Source organism: Parasphingomonas caseinilytica (assembly GCF_036663755.1).
In the GTDB taxonomy this organism is placed as follows: Bacteria; Pseudomonadota; Alphaproteobacteria; order Sphingomonadales; family Sphingomonadaceae; genus Sphingomonas.
In genome coordinates this window covers 221,079-237,664 of record NZ_JAXOJL010000004.1, presented here as the reverse complement: position 1 = coordinate 237,664, position 16,586 = coordinate 221,079, and the positions used below count along the sequence as shown (strand labels likewise).

16 protein-coding genes are annotated in these 16,586 nt (G+C 64.6%); 11 read left to right on the top strand and 5 right to left on the bottom strand.

The genetic code is table 11. The annotated features are described in order from the left end of the window. Nucleotides 1-55 precede the first annotated feature (55 nt). Nucleotides 56-1,708, top strand: a complete 1,653-nt coding sequence (locus tag U1738_RS11150; protein ID WP_443027002.1) for an ATP-binding protein — start codon at nt 56-58, stop codon at nt 1,706-1,708. A gap of 129 nt (nt 1,709-1,837) precedes the next feature. Here the strand turns inward: U1738_RS11150 and U1738_RS11145 are convergent, their stop codons facing one another. After that, a complete protein-coding gene (locus U1738_RS11145) occupies nt 1,838-3,304 on the bottom strand; it encodes a peptidoglycan DD-metalloendopeptidase family protein (protein ID WP_443027008.1) in 1,467 nt (488 codons plus the stop codon). 244 nt (nt 3,305-3,548) lie between these two features. On the opposite strand from U1738_RS11145, the gene U1738_RS11140 reads away from it, so the two are divergent. The 5 genes from U1738_RS11140 (at nt 3,549) to U1738_RS11120 (ending at nt 8,211) form a co-directional block, all read left to right on the top strand. Next, nucleotides 3,549-6,056, top strand: coding sequence for a helicase-related protein (locus U1738_RS11140; protein WP_332789207.1), 2,508 nt, complete (start codon nt 3,549-3,551; stop codon nt 6,054-6,056). Next, on the top strand, nt 6,049-6,354 hold the full coding sequence (locus U1738_RS11135) for an RNA-binding S4 domain-containing protein (RefSeq protein WP_332789124.1): 306 nt from the start codon (nt 6,049-6,051) through the stop codon (nt 6,352-6,354). Before U1738_RS11140 ends, U1738_RS11135 begins: the two co-directional genes overlap by 8 nt. Nucleotides 6,355-6,409: 55 nt before the next feature. Continuing rightward, nucleotides 6,410-6,751 (top strand): ferredoxin FdxA, encoded by a 342-nt coding sequence (gene fdxA / locus U1738_RS11130; RefSeq protein ID WP_055774319.1) that lies wholly within the window; start codon nt 6,410-6,412, stop codon nt 6,749-6,751. A 376-nt stretch (nt 6,752-7,127) separates the two neighbouring features. Further along, complete coding sequence (locus U1738_RS11125; RefSeq protein WP_055774316.1) at nt 7,128-7,661, top strand: CarD family transcriptional regulator; 534 nt, start codon at nt 7,128-7,130, stop codon at nt 7,659-7,661. A 157-nt stretch (nt 7,662-7,818) separates the two neighbouring features. Beyond that, on the top strand, nt 7,819-8,211 hold the full coding sequence (locus U1738_RS11120; RefSeq protein WP_332789123.1) for a VOC family protein: 393 nt from the start codon (nt 7,819-7,821) through the stop codon (nt 8,209-8,211). A gap of 173 nt (nt 8,212-8,384) precedes the next feature. Here U1738_RS11120 and clpS read toward each other — a convergent pair whose 3' ends face one another. The 3 genes from clpS to U1738_RS11105 form a co-directional block, all read right to left on the bottom strand. Beyond that, entirely contained in the window at nt 8,385-8,717 is a 333-nt protein-coding gene (clpS, locus tag U1738_RS11115; RefSeq protein WP_055780025.1) for an ATP-dependent Clp protease adapter ClpS, read from the bottom strand. Nucleotides 8,718-8,935: 218 nt separating this feature from the next. Further along, nucleotides 8,936-9,742 (bottom strand): phasin family protein, encoded by an 807-nt coding sequence (locus U1738_RS11110; protein WP_332789122.1) that lies wholly within the window; start codon nt 9,740-9,742, stop codon nt 8,936-8,938. Between the two features lie 124 nt (nt 9,743-9,866). Continuing rightward, nucleotides 9,867-11,585 carry a PHA/PHB synthase family protein gene (locus U1738_RS11105; protein ID WP_332789121.1) on the bottom strand — a complete coding sequence of 573 codons (1,719 nt, stop codon included), beginning with the start codon at nt 11,583-11,585 and terminating at the stop codon, nt 9,867-9,869. A 109-nt stretch (nt 11,586-11,694) separates the two neighbouring features. Here U1738_RS11105 and U1738_RS11100 point away from each other — a divergent pair, with 109 nt between their 5' ends. From U1738_RS11100 to U1738_RS11090, 3 genes are all read left to right on the top strand, one after another. Then, nucleotides 11,695-12,903, top strand: a complete 1,209-nt coding sequence (locus U1738_RS11100) for an LL-diaminopimelate aminotransferase (RefSeq protein WP_332789120.1) — start codon at nt 11,695-11,697, stop codon at nt 12,901-12,903. Continuing rightward, complete coding sequence (locus tag U1738_RS11095; protein WP_332789119.1) at nt 12,903-13,172, top strand: DUF2061 domain-containing protein; 270 nt, start codon at nt 12,903-12,905, stop codon at nt 13,170-13,172. The genes U1738_RS11100 and U1738_RS11095 overlap by 1 nt, the downstream gene beginning before the upstream one ends. Nucleotides 13,173-13,329: 157 nt before the next feature. Continuing rightward, on the top strand, nt 13,330-13,794 hold the full coding sequence (locus tag U1738_RS11090) for a RidA family protein (RefSeq protein ID WP_332789118.1): 465 nt from the start codon (nt 13,330-13,332) through the stop codon (nt 13,792-13,794). 21 nt (nt 13,795-13,815) lie between these two features. On the opposite strand, the gene U1738_RS11085 is transcribed toward U1738_RS11090, so the two are convergent. After that, entirely contained in the window at nt 13,816-15,006 is a 1,191-nt protein-coding gene (locus U1738_RS11085) for a phospholipase D-like domain-containing protein (protein WP_332789117.1), read from the bottom strand. Nucleotides 15,007-15,121: 115 nt separating this feature from the next. On the opposite strand from U1738_RS11085, the gene rpoZ reads away from it, so the two are divergent. Further along, on the top strand, nt 15,122-15,466 hold the full coding sequence (gene rpoZ, locus U1738_RS11080) for a DNA-directed RNA polymerase subunit omega (RefSeq protein WP_332789116.1): 345 nt from the start codon (nt 15,122-15,124) through the stop codon (nt 15,464-15,466). A 505-nt stretch (nt 15,467-15,971) separates the two neighbouring features. Beyond that, nucleotides 15,972-16,520 (top strand): hypothetical protein, encoded by a 549-nt coding sequence (locus U1738_RS11075; RefSeq protein WP_332789115.1) that lies wholly within the window; start codon nt 15,972-15,974, stop codon nt 16,518-16,520. The last annotated feature ends 66 nt before the right edge of the window (nt 16,521-16,586 follow it).

Sequence of the window (16,586 nt, the reverse complement as noted above, 5' to 3'; positions counted from 1 at the left end):
CAATCTTTACCTCTGTCGGGCAAGATCGATCGATAGTCCCTGGGGAAGATGCCTGATGACCGAAATGCTGGGCAGCGATGCGTTCGTACGAGCCGCCCCGACCACGCTGACCGGCGCACCGATCGGCATCGTGCTGGAAATCGCCGGATCGAGCAGCCAGGTGGTGCTCGACGCCCGCGCGCTCGATCTCACCGCCGCCAACCCCGATTCGGTCGTCGCCAGCGCCGGATCGGTCGGCAGCCAGATCAAGATGCGCGTCGGTGTCACCTGGCTCATCGCCAACATCCGCTCCCTCCGCCTGATCGACGGCACGGACGACAGGATCGTCGCGCAGGTCGATTTCCTGGGCGAGGGCGACGAGGAGCGGCTGACCGGCAAGCTCTACAAATTCCGCCGCGGCGTGACGCGCTATCCCGTCCCCGGCTGCGAAGTCTTCCCGGTGACGACCGCCGATCTCAAGCAGGTCTACGCTGCCGACGATCGCGCCACGATCGAGATCGGCACGGTCTATCCGACGCGCGACATCCGCGCCTCGCTGTACGTCGATGCCATGCTCGGCAAGCATTTCGCGCTGCTGGGATCGACCGGCACCGGCAAATCGACCAGCGCCGCCCTGATCCTGCACCGCATCTGCGAACTCAGCCCGCAGGGCCATATCGTGATGATCGATCCGCACGGCGAATATGCCGCAGCGTTCAAGAGCAACGGCGCGATCTACGATGTCGGCAATCTGCAGATGCCGTACTGGCTGATGAACTTCGAGGAACATTGCGAGGTGTTCGTCACCAGCGATGGTTCGGAAAATCAGGTCGATGCCGACATCCTCGCCAAATGCCTGTTGCTCGCACGCGCCAAGGGCCGGCTCGGGCAGGAGATCGGCAAGCTGACGGTCGATGCGCCGATCCCGTATCTGCTCAGCGACCTGACCAACATCATCAGCCTCGAAATGGGCAAGATGGACCGTGCCGGGGACACCGCGCCGTATCTGCGGCTGAAGACCAAGATCGACGAGATCAAGGCCGATCCGCGCTATGGCTTCATGTTTTCGGGCATGCTGGTCGCCGATACGATGGCCGATTTCCTGGCGCGCATCTTCCGCCTGCCGGGCGACGGCAAGCCGATTTCGATCATCGACGTATCGGGCGTGCCGAGCGAGATCACGTCGGTGGTCGTCGCCATGCTCAGCCGTATGGTGTTCGATTTCGCGATCTGGTCGCGCGGCGAGCCGCAGCGCCCGATCCTGCTCGTCTGCGAGGAGGCGCACCGCTACATCCCGAACGAACGCAACGCGGACGCTTCGTCGGTCGGCCGCATCCTCGGCCGCATCGCCAAGGAGGGGCGCAAATACGGCGTGTCGCTGGGTCTGATTACGCAGCGCCCGTCCGATCTGGCCGAAGGCGTGCTGTCGCAATGCGGCACGATCATCGCCATGCGTCTCAACAACGATCGCGATCAGGCCTTCGTCCGTGCCGCGATGCCGGAAGGTGCGCGCGGCTTCCTCGATTCGATCCCCGCGCTGCGCAATCGCGAGTGCATCATCTGCGGCGAGGGCGTCGCGATCCCGATCCGCGTGTCGTTCGACGGGCTGGAGGACAACAAGCGTCCGGCGTCCGACGATCCGATCTTTTCCGATCTCTGGCGTCAGGCCGGCGGCGAGGATCAGATCATCGCGCGTACGATTAAGCGCTGGCGTTCGCAGGGGCGGTAGGCGCCGATTTATCCGTCATCCCGGACTCGATCCGGGATCCAACGAGCCGCACGGGCGGCGCATATTTATTGCCGTATCGACCAAGCCGCCTGTTGGATCCCGGCCTCCGCCGGGATGACGGTATTGGCTTCAGCGCTGGCCCGGCTTGACCGACAGCAACGCTGCCACCCGCGCCTTGAACGCGCGCAGTTTCTCGCCGGACAGGGTCGCGACGCTCGAGAAGCTGAAGCCGCGCGGGTTGACCGAGACGCCGTTCTTCCACACTTCCCAGTGCAGATGCGGGCCGGTCGACATACCGGTCGATCCGACCGCGCCGATCTGCTGCCCGCGCGCGACATGCTGGCCGGGGCGGACAAGGATGCGGCTCATATGGCCGTAGCCGCTGGCGATCCCGCCGGAATGCGACAGCTTCACGAAATTGCCATAACCCGCGCTGCGCCCGGCGAACTGCACCACGCCGTCGATCGCGGCATAGATCGGCGATCCCCATGCGGCACCGATATCGATGCCCTTGTGCATGCGCATGAAGCCGAGCAGCGGATGCATGCGCATGCCGAAATTGGACGTGATCCGTCCGCTGACCGGCATGCCCATGAAGCCCTGGCGCTGGCTCTGGCCGTTCGCCTCATACCATTGCCCGTCGTCCCACCGGACGAGCTGGGTCTTCTTCGCGCGCTGGTCGAGCCCGGCGAACATCAGGTCGCCCAATTGCACTTCGCCGGTGGCGGCGCGCGCCTGACGCAGGACGAAATCGAACGTGTCGGACGGCGACACTGCGCCGATCGACACGCGCGAAGCGATCGCTTTGATATACGCCTCGACCGCCTTGGCCGGGGCACCGGCGGCGCGCGCGGAGCGGTACAGGCTGGAGCCGGCCAGCCCCTGAATGCGCAGGGGCGTATTGTCGATCGCGATCCGCTGCTGCGTCATCGCCAATGTATCGCCCGAGCGCGCCAGCGACAGATTGAGATCGAAGCGGGCGCGGAAGGCGAGATGATCGAGCGGACGCGCGACATTGCGGTTCGGGCGGCGGCCAAGCGTGAGATCGATCCGCGTGCCCGGCTTGATCCCGTCCAGCGGCACGACGCCGCCGACCAGATCGGCGGCGCGCGACGCATCGCCGGCGGAAACCCCGGCGCGTTGCAGCAGGCGGGCGAAGCTGTCGCCGCTGCCCAGCGTAGCAGTCATTTCCAGCGTCGGGCGTTCCGGCGTTTCGGCGAGCGGCGCGACGAGATCGTTCGCCGCCATGCGTCGCCCGGTCGATCCGCCCCAGGCGAGCGGCGCGATCGATTGCGTGCGCGCCTCGTCCCATTCACTGCCCGCCAGGGCCGGTGCGACGCTGCCGGGAATGGTGCGGTTCAGGCCCGGCGAGAGCGCGCAGGTCGCGGCGATCAGCGCGGTGCAGGTTGCCGCCCCACGCCACCATTCGCGCGAACCGATGCGCGATCCGAGATCGGGTGCCCAATCGGTGCTCGCGATAGTCGCGCGGATCCGGTCGAGCGTGGAAAGCTGTGCGGGGACGAAGGGCGCGCGGCCGAACGACAGCGTGGCGGTGCCGCCAGCCTGGTCGAGTCCATGATCGCTGCGCAAGAACAAAGCGGAGGTGCCCCCAAAGGTCACGGTCGCCGATCCCCCCGGCGTGGGTCGAATCACTGTGGGGGGCAAATGCTAAAGTCAAATTAACCGCGTGGCCCGCGCGACTCGCATCGGGCGAAGCGTTCATGCCCTGCGGCGAAGCGAGCCTGCCTTCGGAACAGTCAACCAATTGAGGGGTTTGCGCTTGTCTGTGCGAATTCGGCGGTTGCGCATGGGCCGGTCCGCGCCGATGTTGTTTCCCGACATGCACGCTCGCGAAGAACGCCCCGTCACCGCGGTGCTGGGCCCGACCAACACCGGCAAGACGCATCTCGCGGTCGAGCGGATGTGCGGCCATTCCAGCGGCATGATCGGCTTCCCGCTACGCCTGCTGGCACGCGAGGTCTATGACCGGGTGGTGAAGATCAAGGGGGCCAATCAGGTCGCCCTGATCACCGGCGAAGAGAAGATCGTGCCGAAGGATGCGCGCTGGTTCCTGTGCACCGCCGAGAGCATGCCGCTGGACAGGGATCTCGCGTTCGTCGGCGTGGACGAGGCGCAACTGGGCGCGGATCGCGAGCGCGGCCATGTCTTCACCGATCGCATCCTGCGCGCGCGGGGGCGCGAGGAGACGATGATCCTGGGGTCGGAGGCGTTGCGCCCGATGCTCAAGACTCTGGTGCCCGGCATCGACATCCTCAACCGTCCGCGCTTCTCGACTTTGTCATACGCGGGCGCGAAGAAGATCAGCCGCCTGCCTAAGCGATCGGCAATCGTCGCGTTCAGTGCCGAGGAGGTGTATGCCGTCGCCGAGATGCTGCGCCGCCTGCGCGGTGGCGCGGCGGTGGTGATGGGCGCGCTCTCCCCGCGCACCCGCAACGCGCAGGTCGCGATGTTCCAAGCCGGCGAGGTCGATTACCTCGTCGCCACCGACGCGATCGGCATGGGGCTGAACATGGACGTCGCGCATGTCGCGTTCGCCAGCCTCGACAAGTTCGACGGCCAGCGCCAGCGCCGCCTGACGGTGGCGGAGATGGCGCAGATCGCCGGGCGCGCGGGGCGGCATCAGCGCGATGGCACGTTCGGTGCCTTGGTCGAGGACGGGCCGGGCGCGTTCACGCCGGAGGAAGTGCTGGCGATCGAGGAACATCGCTTCCCGCGCCTCGATCATTTGTTCTGGCGCGAGGGGCAGCCGGATTTCTCCAGCGTCGACGATCTGATCCACAGCCTCGAGGCGCGGCCCGATCTGCGGGAATTGCGTGCCGCTCCGAAGGCGCTCGACCTGCTCGTGCTGAAGCGCCTTGCCGAGGAGGATTGGGTGCGGGACCGCGCGCGCGGGCCGGCGATGGTCAAGCGTTTCTGGGCGGCGTGCGGCGTGCCCGATTTCCGCAAGGTCGGGCTCGATCCGCATGCGCGCTTCTGCGCCAAGCTGTTCGGCTATCTGAGCGAGGGGCAGGGCCATATCCCGCACACCTGGTTCGCCGAGGAGATCGCGCGGCTCGACAATGTCGCGGGCGATGTCGAGGTGCTGGCCGGGCGCATCGCCGCGGCGCGCAGCTGGGCCTATATCGCCAACCGCGCCGACTGGCTGGCCGATCCGGCGCATTGGGCCGGCCGCGCCGCGCAGGTCGAGGAACGCCTGTCCGACGCGTTGCATTTGAGCCTGACGCAGCGCTTCGTCGACAAGCGCACGACGATGCTGCTGCGCCAGATCGGCGCCTCGCCCCGCGACCTGCCGGTCACGATCGGAGACCAGGGCGAGGTGATGGTCGAGGATCACACGATCGGGCACCTCAACGGCTTCGGCTTCACCGTCGCGCCGGATGCGCGGGCGAGCGACAAGCGCCTGCTGCTCGCCGCCGCCGAACGCCGGCTGGGCGACGAGCGCGCGCGGCGGGGCACGGCATTGGCCGAGGCGCAGGATGCGGCGTTCGTCCTGCTGGCCGAGGCTGGCGACCAGCCCGTGATCGCGTGGGACGGGTTGAAGGTGGCGATGCTGGCGCAGGGGCCGTCGCTCGCCCGTCCGGCGATCGCGCTGGATCGCACGCTGGATTGCCTCGACGTCGCATTGCGCACGAAGATCAAGGCGCGGCTGACGGCGTGGGTGGGCGATCGGATGGCGAAACACGTGCCCGCTCTGGTCGCGCTGGATGCGGTGACGCGCGATGCGGAGGCCGAGCCGGCACTCCGCGCCGTGGCGGCGGCGCTGATCGATCAGGGCGGGCTGCTGCCGCGCATCGACCACCGCGTCGCCGTGGACGGCCTTGATCCGGCGGCACGCAAGCGGCTGCGCAGGATCGGCATCACGATCGGCGCGCTCGACCTGTTCGATGCGCGCCTGCTCAAGCCCGCCGCCGCGCGCTGGCGTCGCGCGTTGATCTCGGCGCGGCATGCCAAGCCCATCGCCATCGCCCCGGCCGAGGGCGCGACCGTGTTGTCGCGCGCCGCCCCCGGTGCGCATCTGTCGCAAGGCTATCGCGCGATCGCGTTGCAGGCGGTGCGCGTCGATCTGGTCGAGCGGATCGCCAAGGCGGCGTTCGAGGCGAGATCCGGCCGCAAACCATTTGCGCCCGATCCCGCGCTCGCCATTTCGATCGGCGTGCAGCCCGCGACGCTGGAACGGCTGATGGTCGGGCTCGGCTTCAAGATGGCGCGACCCGAGGACCAGACCGCGCGCTGGGTATGGCGTGGCCGCGCGCCCGCGCCCGTCGCTCCGCCGCCGCGCGACAACGCCTTCTCCGCGCTGGCCGATCTCGATCTCCGCCATGGCTGACCGGGGGGCTGAAGGTTCGATGCGGCTCGATCGGTTCCTGTGGTTCGTGCGCCTAGCCAAGACCCGGAGCGCCGCACAGGCCATCGCCGCGCACAGCCGCCTGCGCATCGACGGCCGCGCGATCGACCGCGCGCACGTGCAGGTGCGCATCGGCAACGTGCTGACATTCCTGTACAGCGATCGCGTCCGCGTGATCCGCATCGCGGCCCTGCCCACCCGGCGCGGCCCCGCACCCGAGGCGCAGTCATGCTATGAAGATCTCGGTGATAATGCCTCGCATCAAGCCGCATCCGATTGACGGCGCGGAACGGCGGGCATAGCAGAACAGCGTTCGTCTAACGGGAAGACCAAGCATGACCTATGTCGTCACCGACGCCTGCATCAAGTGCAAGTATATGGATTGCGTCGAGGTGTGCCCGGTCGACTGCTTCTACGAAGGCGAGAACATGCTGGTGATCAATCCCAGCGAGTGCATCGATTGCGGCGTCTGCGAGCCGGAATGCCCGGCCGAGGCGATCCTGCCCGATACCGAATCCGGTCTCGAACAATGGATGGAGCTGAACAACACCTTCTCCGCGCAATGGCCCAACGTGACGCGCAACGCCGGCCAGACCCCCGCCGATGCCGATGAGCACAAGGGCGAAGAGGGCAAGTACGACAAGTATTTCTCACCCGAGGCCGGCGCGGGGGATTGATGCGGCGCGCAGGCGCGTGGCGGCAAAGCCGCACGGCGCCGATGCGAGCGTAAGCGAGCAGCGCCCGGCACGGCCGGCGGACGGGGCATCGCCACCGATCCGGCCGACGGCTTCGCCGGCGGCGCGCCTGAAAGCCGAACATCACCACAAATCGCACCCGATCGTCCCATTCCCGGCCCGGTCCGGATACTTAACGGCACGTCAGGCTGGTAATTTTGTTACGACTCTGCTAAACAGGCGGGGACGGAAGGCGTGTTCGCGCGTTATTCCGATCTGGAGACACACCTAAACCCAAATCCCCCTCCTCGCGCGTTCACCGGCCTAAAGTGCCTGGACGCTTCCACCCGGGGACCAGTTCACGGAAAGGCTCAACGGAATGGCTGCAAAAGCCCTATCCTTCGACGTCGGCGATTATGTCGTTTACCCAAAGCACGGCGTCGGCCGTGTGATCGAACTGCAAAAGTCGGAAATCGCCGGCATGCAGCTCGAACTGTATGTGCTGCGATTCGAAAAGGAGCGCATGACGCTCCGGGTGCCCACCAACAAGGCGGAAAGCGTTGGCATGCGCAAGCTGTCGAGCGACAAGACGTTGCGTGAGGCGCTCGACACATTGACCGGCAAGCCGCGGGTCAAGCGCACCATGTGGTCGCGTCGCGCGCAGGAATATGAAGCGAAGATCAATTCGGGCGACCTGGTGTCGATCGCTGAAGTGGTCCGCGATCTGTTCCGGGCCGAGGACCAGCCCGAGCAGAGCTATTCGGAACGCCAGATCTTCGAAGCGGCGACCAGCCGCCTCGCGCGCGAACTCGCCGCGATGGAGCAGGTCGACGAGCCGACCGCACAGGAAAAGATCCTCGACATCCTGCGCAAGGCCGCCGCGATCCACAACAAGGACAAGGCTCCGGCATAATCGCCCGAGACTTTCGCTCCGACAGACGAAAAGGGCGGCCAGCGATGGTCGCCCTTTTTGATTCGGGAGCGGTGCGAGGCATTGCAGCGGCGGCGCGTCTTCAATAGCGCGGAGTCGACATTACCCGGCATCAGGCCGGGGGTGAAGGAGAGCGAGCATGTTGAACCATGTGATGATCGGCACGGACGATATCGAACGGTCGAAGCGTTTCTACGACGCGGTGCTGGGCACGTTCGGCGCGGGCGAGCCGATTCGCCACAAGGCCGATAGCGGCGCGATGCGGCTGTTCTACGTGCATGACGGCAGCACCTTCGCCGTCAGCGAACCGATCAACGGCGAGGCCGCGACGTGCGCCAATGGCGGCACGATCGGTTTCAAGTGCAACTCGCCCGAGCAGGTGAAGCAGTTCCACGACGTCGCGGTCGCGCATGGCGGCACCTCGATCGAGGAAGCGCCGGGCCTGCGCGATGGCAGCATGGGACCGATGCATCTGTCCTACGTGCGCGATCCGGACGGCAACAAATTGTGCGGTATCTATCGCGGGAAATAAGACGCCGCGTCGCCCGGCAGTAATCTGCTTCCCCGGCGAAGGCCGGGGCCCAGTCGGGACACGTCGGTAATCGGGCGCTGCGCAACGTAACATCGACCTTCGCGACTGGGCCCCGGCCTTCGCCGGGGAAGCGCAATGTCCGGCGGGCAAAAACGTCCGCTGTCGCTACCGCGTCACGCCTTCTCCAGCGTGCATTGCAGCGGATGCTGGTTCTGCCGCGCGAATTCCGTCACCTGCGCGACCTTCGTCTCGGCCACTTCGTAGCTGAACGTGCCGCACACGCCGACGCCCTTCTGGTGGACGTGCAGCATCACCCGGGTCGCCGCCTCCATGTCCATGCGGAAGAAGCGCTGAAGGACGAGCACGACGAATTCCATCGGCGTGTAATCGTCGTTGAGCAGCAGGACGCGGTACGGCGTCGGCTGCTTGGTCTTGGCGCGCGTGCGGGTCGCGATGCCGAGGCCGGTGCCCTCTTCGTCCCCATCGCCGTCGCGGCGTTCGGCCATGGCCGTGATGTCGTGCTGTTCGATCATGTGTTCCCGAAATATGGCATGCGGGGCGCTGAGGGCAAGAGGGCGAGCACACCGAGGCGACGGATAACGCCGGTTTCGAGCGTAGTGGGCCGTTCCGCGGGCGATCCGGACGCGTGAGCCGGACGACACAAACGAAAAGGGCGGCCCCTTGCGGAGCCGCCCCATCTAGATAACGATCGCTTGCGCGAAGGTTATGCGGCAACCTTGACCTTCTCGACCGCGATCGCGACGCGGTTCGAGATCGGCTGGGCGACTTCGCCGGCCAGCTTCATCATCGCTTCGGTGTTCTTCGAGGTCTGTGCGACCAGCGAATCGAACGCGCTACGAGCGTAATCGCTCTGCAGCTTGAAGAAATCGGTCGGCGACTTGACGGTCGACAGGCTCTTCAGCGCGGCGGTCGCGCCTTCGAACTGCTTGCGGCTGTATTCGGCGGCGTCCTGGCCCATCGCTTCGATGCCCTTGGCAGCGATCTTGCCGCTCTCGACGATCGCTTCGATGTTGCCCTTGGAGAATTCGTTGATGTCGGCGAACGCCTGGGTGCTCTTCGAATTGGCATCGGCGAACATGGTCTTGGCCTTTTCGGCTGCGTTCTTGATCGTGGCTTCCATGATGTTCACTTCCTTGGTTACGACGGCCTTCGCTTTGGCGACGACCGGCTTGACGGTTTGAATGGCTTTTGCGGCGACGGTCTTGGGAGCGGCCTTAACGACCGCCTTCTTCTTGGCCACGGGCTTCGCAGCCGGGGCGGTGATGGCTTTGGCGACCGGCTTGGCGGTCTTCGCAGCAGGCGTCTTGGCCGCGACCTTGGCGACCGGCTTCGGCGCGGCCTTGGCGACGGGGGCCTCGACCTTGGCGGGAACCGGATCGGCCTTGGGCGCAGGTGCTGCCTTTGCTTCGGGGGCCGGCGTAGCGACCGCGGCGGTCACGGGGGCGGCAGCCGGAGCGGCGGGAGCATCGACCTTTGCGGCGGGCTCGGTGACGGGCGTCGTGCTGGCCAAGGGGCCCTCCTACTAGTTCGTTGTTGCACTGCAATATAATCAGTGCAAGCGGACATGCAAGAGATTTTTGTTGCACTGCAACATAATCGTAACGCGTACGAAATGAGACAGCGAATCCAGAGACTTAGCGCGACTTCACATAGCTCCCCGGTGCATCCTCGATCGCCTTCAAAATGCCCTTGCCCGGTTGCCGCGCGCCCTTGGCCGGCACCGTCTCGTCGTCGCGATCGTGCAACCAGCCGATCCAGTCCGGCCACCAGCTGCCCTTGGTCTCGGTCGCCCCAGCCACGAAGTCGGCCAGGCTCTCGACCGGATCGGGATTGCGCCAATATTGGTATTTGCCCTGCGCCGGCGGGTTGACCACCCCGGCGATATGGCCGGAACCGGCAAGCACGAACGTCATCGGCCCGCTGAACTGCCGGGTGATTTCCCACACGCTCTCGACCGGCGCGATATGATCCTCGCGCCCGGCCTGGATGTAGGACGGGGTCTGCACCCTGGTCAGGTCGATCGGCGTGCCCCCGGCGGATAGCGCGCCCGGCTTCACCAGCAGATTGTCGCGGTACAGATCGGTCAGATACGCCAGATGCCATTTCGCCGGCAGGTTGGTCGTGTCGCCGTTCCAGTGCAGCAGGTCGAACGGCGTGTAATCCTGCCCCAGCAGATAATTGTTGGTGACATAGCTCCAGATCAGGTCGCGCCCGCGCAGCAGGTTGAAGGTCAGCGCCATATAGCGCCCGTCGAGGAACCCGTCCGGCGACAGCTTGGCGATCGTCTCCAATTGCTCGTCGTCGATGAAGTTGAGCAATTCGCCCGCCTGCCTGAAATCGACCTGCGCGGTGAAGAAGGTCGCGCTCTTCACCTTCTCCGCCTGATCGCGCGCCGCCAGCACGGCGAGCGTTGCGGCCAACGTCGTGCCCGCGACGCAATAACCGATCGTATGGACGGCCGCGACCTTCAGCCCCTCGCGCACCGTATCGATCGCCTCGATCTGCGCGGCGATATAATTGTCCCACACTACGTCTCTCAGGCTCGCGTCGGCGGATTTCCACGACACCATGAACACGGTGATGCCCTGCTCCACCGCCCAGCGGATGAAGCTCTTTTCCGGCGTCAGATCGAGGATGTAGAAGCGGTTGATCCACGGCGGAAAGATCACCAGCGGCACCGCCAGCACGTTTTCGGTGGTCGGCGAATATTGGATCAGTTCGTAAAGATCGGTGCGATGCACGACCTTGCCCGGCGTCATCGCGAGATTGCGGCCGAGTTCGAAAGCGTTCGGGTCAGTATGCGTCAACTGCCCCTTGGCGATATCGGCCAGCATGTTCTGCAAGCCTTTCAGCAGATTCTCGCCGCCGGTCTCGATCGTCTTTTCCAGCACGACCGGGTTGGTCGCGGGGAAGTTCGACGGGCTCATCGCCTCCAGAAAGCCGCGCGCGGCGAAGCGCATCTGCTCCTTCTGCTTTTCGTCCACGCCTTCCAGCGCGTCGATGCCCTGCATCATGTGATCGGAGATCAGAAAATAACTCTGGCGGATCCAGTCGAACAAAGGGTTCTCGCGCCACGCCGCGTCCTTGAAGCGCTTGTCGCGCGCATGTTCGGGCGATTCGACATGATCGGACGCCTTGGCCGGATCGAGGAAACGCTGCCACAAATTGAGGCTGTCGGCCCAGAAACTCTCCGCGCGCTGCAGGGTCGCTGGATCGGTGAGGCCGGGGATCACCGGTAAGGCGGCGGGCGCGGTCGGCACGCCGTTTTCCAGCAGCATCTGCTGCGCCCGACCCATCACCCAGGTCCAGTGCTGCATGTCTTCCAGTGTCGGCAGCTTCTGCGCATCGGCCATATGTCTCTCCTGCCGGCACCCTAACCCAATCCGTCATCCTCGTGAAAGCGCGGATGACGAGCGGGGGCGAAATGCCGTATGAGCGGCACTCCTCTAGTCGGAAAAGACGATGTCCGAAGAATTCTACCGCATGAAACGCCTGCCGCCCTACGTGATCGCCGAAGTGAATGCGATGCGAGCGCAGGCGCGTGCGGCGGGCGAGGACATCATCGATCTCGGCATGGGCAATCCCGATCTGCCGCCGCCCGATCACGTGATCGAGAAGCTGGTCGAGGTGGCGCGCAAGCCCGACGCGCACGGCTATTCCCAGTCGAAGGGCATTCCCGGCCTGCGCCGCGCGCAGGCGAATTATTACGGCCGCCGCTTCGGCGTCGATGTCGATCCCGAGACGGAGGTCGTCGTGACGATGGGGTCGAAGGAGGGGCTGGCCAGCCTCGCCACCGCGATCACCGCGCCGGGCGACGTCGTGCTCGCGCCGAACCCGAGCTACCCGATCCACACGTTCGGCTTCATCCTGGCCGGCGCCACGATCCGCGCCGTGCCGACCACGCCCGACGAAGCGTATTTCGAGTCGCTGGACCGCGCGATGGCCTTCACCGTGCCGCGCCCGTCGATCCTGGTGGTCAACTATCCGTCGAACCCGACGGCCGAGGCGGTCGATCTCGCTTTCTACGAGCGATTGGTGGCGTGGGCGAAGGCGAACACGGTCTGGATCATCTCCGATCTGGCCTATTCGGAACTCTATTACGACGGCAATCCGACGCCCTCGATCCTGCAGGTGCCGGGGGCTAAGGACGTGGCGATCGAATTCACCTCGCTCAGCAAGACCTATTCGATGGCCGGCTGGCGCATCGGCTTCGCGGTCGGCAACAAGACGCTGATCGCGGCGATGAGCCGGGTGAAATCCTATCTCGATTACGGCGCGTTCACCCCGATTCAGGCGGCGGCCTGCGCCGCGCTGAACGGCCCGCAGGATATCGTCGAGAAGAACCGCCTACTCTATCACAAGCGCCGCGACGTGATGGTCGAAAGCTTCGGCCGCGCCGGCTGGGATATCCCGTCCCCGCGCGCGTCGATGTTCGCCTGGGCACCGTTGCCGCCAGCGCTGGCGCATCTGGGCAGTCTCGAATTCAGCAAGCAATTGCTGACCCATGCCAAGGTCGCGGTCGCCCCGGGCGTGGGCTATGGCGAGAATGGCGAGGGCTTCGTGCGCATCGCGATGGTCGAAAACGAACAGAGGCTGCGTCAGGCGGCGCGCAACGTGCGGAAATATCTCCAGTCGATGGGGGTCAACATCCCCACGACCAAGGCCGGCTGATGTTCCTGCTGCGCGGCCTGGAAAGCCATCCGCGATCCTTCGTGAAGGCGGTGTCGTGGCGCACGGTCGGCAGCATCGACACGTTCGTGCTCGGCATGTTCTTCACCGGCGGCAATGCGAAGGTCGCCGGGTCGATCGCGGGCACGGAGGTGATCACCAAGATCCTGCTGTTCTACTTCCACGAACGCGCCTGGTCGCTGGTAAAATGGGGGCACCGCCCGTTTCCGAGCGTGGCGGATCAATCGGGCGAGGGCCCGGCGGCGGTTTGAGGGCGTCTCTTAGGTGCGCGGACTACACCACCATCGTTCGGGCTGAGCCTGTCGAAGCCCAAGCGTCGCGCTTGCCCTTCGACAGGCTCAGGGCGAACGGTGATCAGGAAACGTGCAAAGCATTGACGCCGAACCCCCGCCACGGCATCCCGCGCACATGACCGATCGTATCGCCACCAAGCTCGCCGAACTCGGCCTCGAACTCCCCGTCGCTGCGGCTCCCGTCGCCAGCTATGTCCCCGCCGTCGAAGCGGGCGGGCTGCTGCACATCTCCGGCCAGTTGCCGTTCAAGGACGGCGCGCTGATGACCGGGCGGCTCGGCGAGGACAAGGATCTCGCTTACGGCCAGGAAGCAGCGCAGCGTTGCGCGCTGATGCTGGTCGCGCAGATGAAGGCGGCGCTCGGCGAATTGTACCGCGTGAAGCGCATCGTGAAACTCGGCGTTTTCATCAATTCCGCCGGCGATTTCACCGATCAGCCGAAGGTCGCCAATGGCGCGTCGGACCTGATGGTCGCTTTGTTCGGCGATGCCGGCAAGCACGCCCGCAGCGCGGTCGGCGTTCCCGTGCTGCCGCTTGGCGCCGCGGTGGAGATCGACGCGATCGTCGAGATCGGCGAGTAACGCCCTTTCGGACTTCGGCGCCTAAGGCCGCTCGCGTCCGAAATTGAGTCGCTTCGTGACGTTATAATCCAGCACCGTGATCACGAAATAGGCGGCGGCCTGTTTCACGCGCCGCCACGGCGTCGTGCGCGCCTTGTACAGCGCCTTGGTGATCAGTTCGGATTGCGCGATCTCGCCCTCGACATAGGCCCGCGCATGATCGGCGAACGCCGTGTCCTCGATCCGCAGCATGATCTCCAGATTGAGGAACATGCTGCGGATATCGAAATTCGCCGACCCGACATAGACCACCGAATCGATCACGAAGAGCTTGGTGTGCAGCTTGGTCAGCAGATATTCGTAGATCTGCACCTTCTTGCGCAGCAACCCGGCATAGGTGAAGCGCGCGGCCCAGATCGCAGCCGGATGATCGTTCTTCGACGGCAGCACGATGCGCACCCGCCCGCGCTTGCCGATCCGGTCGAGCCGGCGCAGCATCGCCGGGTTCGGCGCGAAATAGCCCGCGATCAGATCGAAGCTGCGGGCCCTGCGCAGATCGTTCTTCACCGCGCGCGCCCATGGGCTGAGATGCCGCGTCGGCCCGCCGAGCAGCCAGCGCGTCTGCCCCTCGGTCTGGCTCCACCGCGCGAGCAGCCGGCGTAGCGCGCGGATCGGGGCCTTGGGCGTACGGATCCACGCGGCCAGCGTATCGAAATATCCGCTCAGCGCCACCGCCGATGGCCCCTCGACCAACAGCCCCAGATCGCGCCATGCCTGTTCCGCCGGGGTGCCGAAATACGAATCCTGGATGTTGAACCCGCCGATGATCGCGCGCGCGCCTGCATTCTCCCCGCCGGTCCCCTCTGCGTCGGCGAGCGCGAGCTTCTGGTGATTGCGCAGGAGGTAGCGCCGACCCAATCTCGGCTCGAACCGGCAGACCGAAGCCCCCGCCGCGACCAGCGGCGCGAAGAAATCCTGCGATGCCGCCGGCGCGCTGCCCATGCCGTCCACGATCACCGCCACGCGCACGCCCCGCATCGCCGCATCGATCATCGCCTGGCGCACCTTCGTGCCCGCATCGTCATCGACATAGATGTAATACAGGATGCGCAGCGACACCTGCGCGCCATCGATCAGCGCGATCAGGGCGGCCAGCCGGCGCGGCCCGGTATCGATCATGGTCAGCCGATCGCCATCGATCAGGAAGCTCGGCTGCGGGGGCGGTTCGGCCATCGCCCGGCTGTGGCGGTGCGGGGGCGGGCACGCAAGCCGGATTTCTTGACTCCGGCGGCCCCGCGCCCTAGATCGCGGCGCTTCACCTATTGTCCGTTCACGAAGGAAGCCATTCATGGCGCGCGTCACCGTCGAAGATTGCGTCGACAAGATTCCCAACCGCTTCGATCTGGTCCTGCTGGCCGCCCAGCGCGCCCGCCAGATTTCCGGCGGCGCCGACCTGACGATCGACCGCGATCGCGACAAGAACCCGGTCGTCGCGCTGCGCGAGATCGCCGAACAGACCGTCAAGCCACCGCACCTCGAAGAGGCGGTGATCTCCGGCCTGCAGCGCGTTCAGGTCGACGACGAGGACGAAGCGGATGCCGTCGGCAGCCTGGCCGCCTCGGCCGAGGCATTGCGCCTGACCGCCGCTGCTCCGCCGCGGAACCAGAATCTGGGTGCGGATTATGAAGGTTGAGCATGAGGCGCGAGGCTAACGCATAGCGTTAGACGAGGATCAGCCGAATGCCGGCCGGCGGGCAAAGCCCGACCGACGACGCGGCTTAGCCGCGGCGCTACTCAAGACGAAAAGCCCGCGAGGTGATCCTCGCGGGCTTTTTCGTGGGTGGTTGTTTGTGATCCATGTCCGTGTTCAGCTGGTCCGTAATAGGATGCATAAGCGCGAGAGAGATAGCTGTGTTCCATCCTCGCTGGAAATCGTCTAAATAGCTGACCGCAAGTCATTGCTATCATGGATGATTTTCATTTAGCATAAGAAACACTAGCCGCTAAAATAGATATTTTAGTCCACCGCAGTGTTCGTGTGGCCTGACGAAGCGGCCGATAAGCCCTCTCTGCAAATCCATTACAGGCATATATTCGGCAACTCCGCAAAAACCGAATGCTATTGGCGCTTTGCTTCGAACGATTTTTAGATAATCTTATTGTTTAGTCGATTCGGGCAACAACGGGGGTTGAATGGCATGCCAGACGAGAAAAAGGTGACGCATTGGGGTGCTATCATAGGCCTGGTTACAGGTGTTGTCGCTCTTATCACTGCTGTTATAACATTCAACCATCTACTAAATGAGCAACGAGAAAAGACTGAAGAGCAACGGATTGCGTTCGAGCAGCAGCGAACACGCGACCAAGCTGAGTTTCAAAGACAACAGGAGCTACAAAGGCGTCAAATCGCAGAGGCTGCCGCTGCACAGGAGCGTATAACTTTATGCAATCGTCATCATGAAAACCTGCGTGCGATAGATTCGGATTTTAATGAATTATATCGGCAACATGGCCAACTTATGTCAGCTATGCGCTCATGTATGAAAGAGAAAAAGCCTGACGACCAAGCTGGTTGTGGAATAACAGTATGTGCGTTGGCAGCATGGTGGACCAGCGGTGAATCTAACTGCATCGACGTTGCTTCACAAGCGGACGCATTGAAGCAGCGAGCCTTGAGTGAAAAGAAGCTTGCATCGGCCAATAGCTGCGAGATTGGAGAATCGGCGTCAGTCAGTTTTTTCGAATAACGGGCGTAAAGGCGCTCTCGCTGATCCGTTGGCCAAGCGTGGCTAGTTTCAATTTAGCATAATCTT

Coding starts and splice junctions, on each gene's coding strand:
- U1738_RS11120 (WP_332789123.1), top strand. CDS start 7,819: ATGTTGAACCATGTGATGATCGGCACGGACGATATCGAACGGTCGAAG.
- U1738_RS11090 (WP_332789118.1), top strand. CDS start 13,330: ATGACCGATCGTATCGCCACCAAGCTCGCCGAACTCGGCCTCGAACTC.
- rpoZ (WP_332789116.1), top strand. CDS start 15,122: ATGGCGCGCGTCACCGTCGAAGATTGCGTCGACAAGATTCCCAACCGC.
- U1738_RS11095 (WP_332789119.1), top strand. CDS start 12,903: ATGTTCCTGCTGCGCGGCCTGGAAAGCCATCCGCGATCCTTCGTGAAG.
- U1738_RS11150 (WP_443027002.1), top strand. CDS start 56: ATGACCGAAATGCTGGGCAGCGATGCGTTCGTACGAGCCGCCCCGACC.
- U1738_RS11105 (WP_332789121.1), bottom strand. CDS start 11,585: ATGGCCGATGCGCAGAAGCTGCCGACACTGGAAGACATGCAGCACTGG.
- U1738_RS11075 (WP_332789115.1), top strand. CDS start 15,972: ATGCCAGACGAGAAAAAGGTGACGCATTGGGGTGCTATCATAGGCCTG.
- fdxA (WP_055774319.1), top strand. CDS start 6,410: ATGACCTATGTCGTCACCGACGCCTGCATCAAGTGCAAGTATATGGAT.
- U1738_RS11100 (WP_332789120.1), top strand. CDS start 11,695: ATGTCCGAAGAATTCTACCGCATGAAACGCCTGCCGCCCTACGTGATC.
- clpS (WP_055780025.1), bottom strand. CDS start 8,717: ATGGCCGAACGCCGCGACGGCGATGGGGACGAAGAGGGCACCGGCCTC.
- U1738_RS11125 (WP_055774316.1), top strand. CDS start 7,128: ATGGCTGCAAAAGCCCTATCCTTCGACGTCGGCGATTATGTCGTTTAC.
- U1738_RS11085 (WP_332789117.1), bottom strand. CDS start 15,006: ATGGCCGAACCGCCCCCGCAGCCGAGCTTCCTGATCGATGGCGATCGG.
- U1738_RS11140 (WP_332789207.1), top strand. CDS start 3,549: ATGCACGCTCGCGAAGAACGCCCCGTCACCGCGGTGCTGGGCCCGACC.
- U1738_RS11135 (WP_332789124.1), top strand. CDS start 6,049: ATGGCTGACCGGGGGGCTGAAGGTTCGATGCGGCTCGATCGGTTCCTG.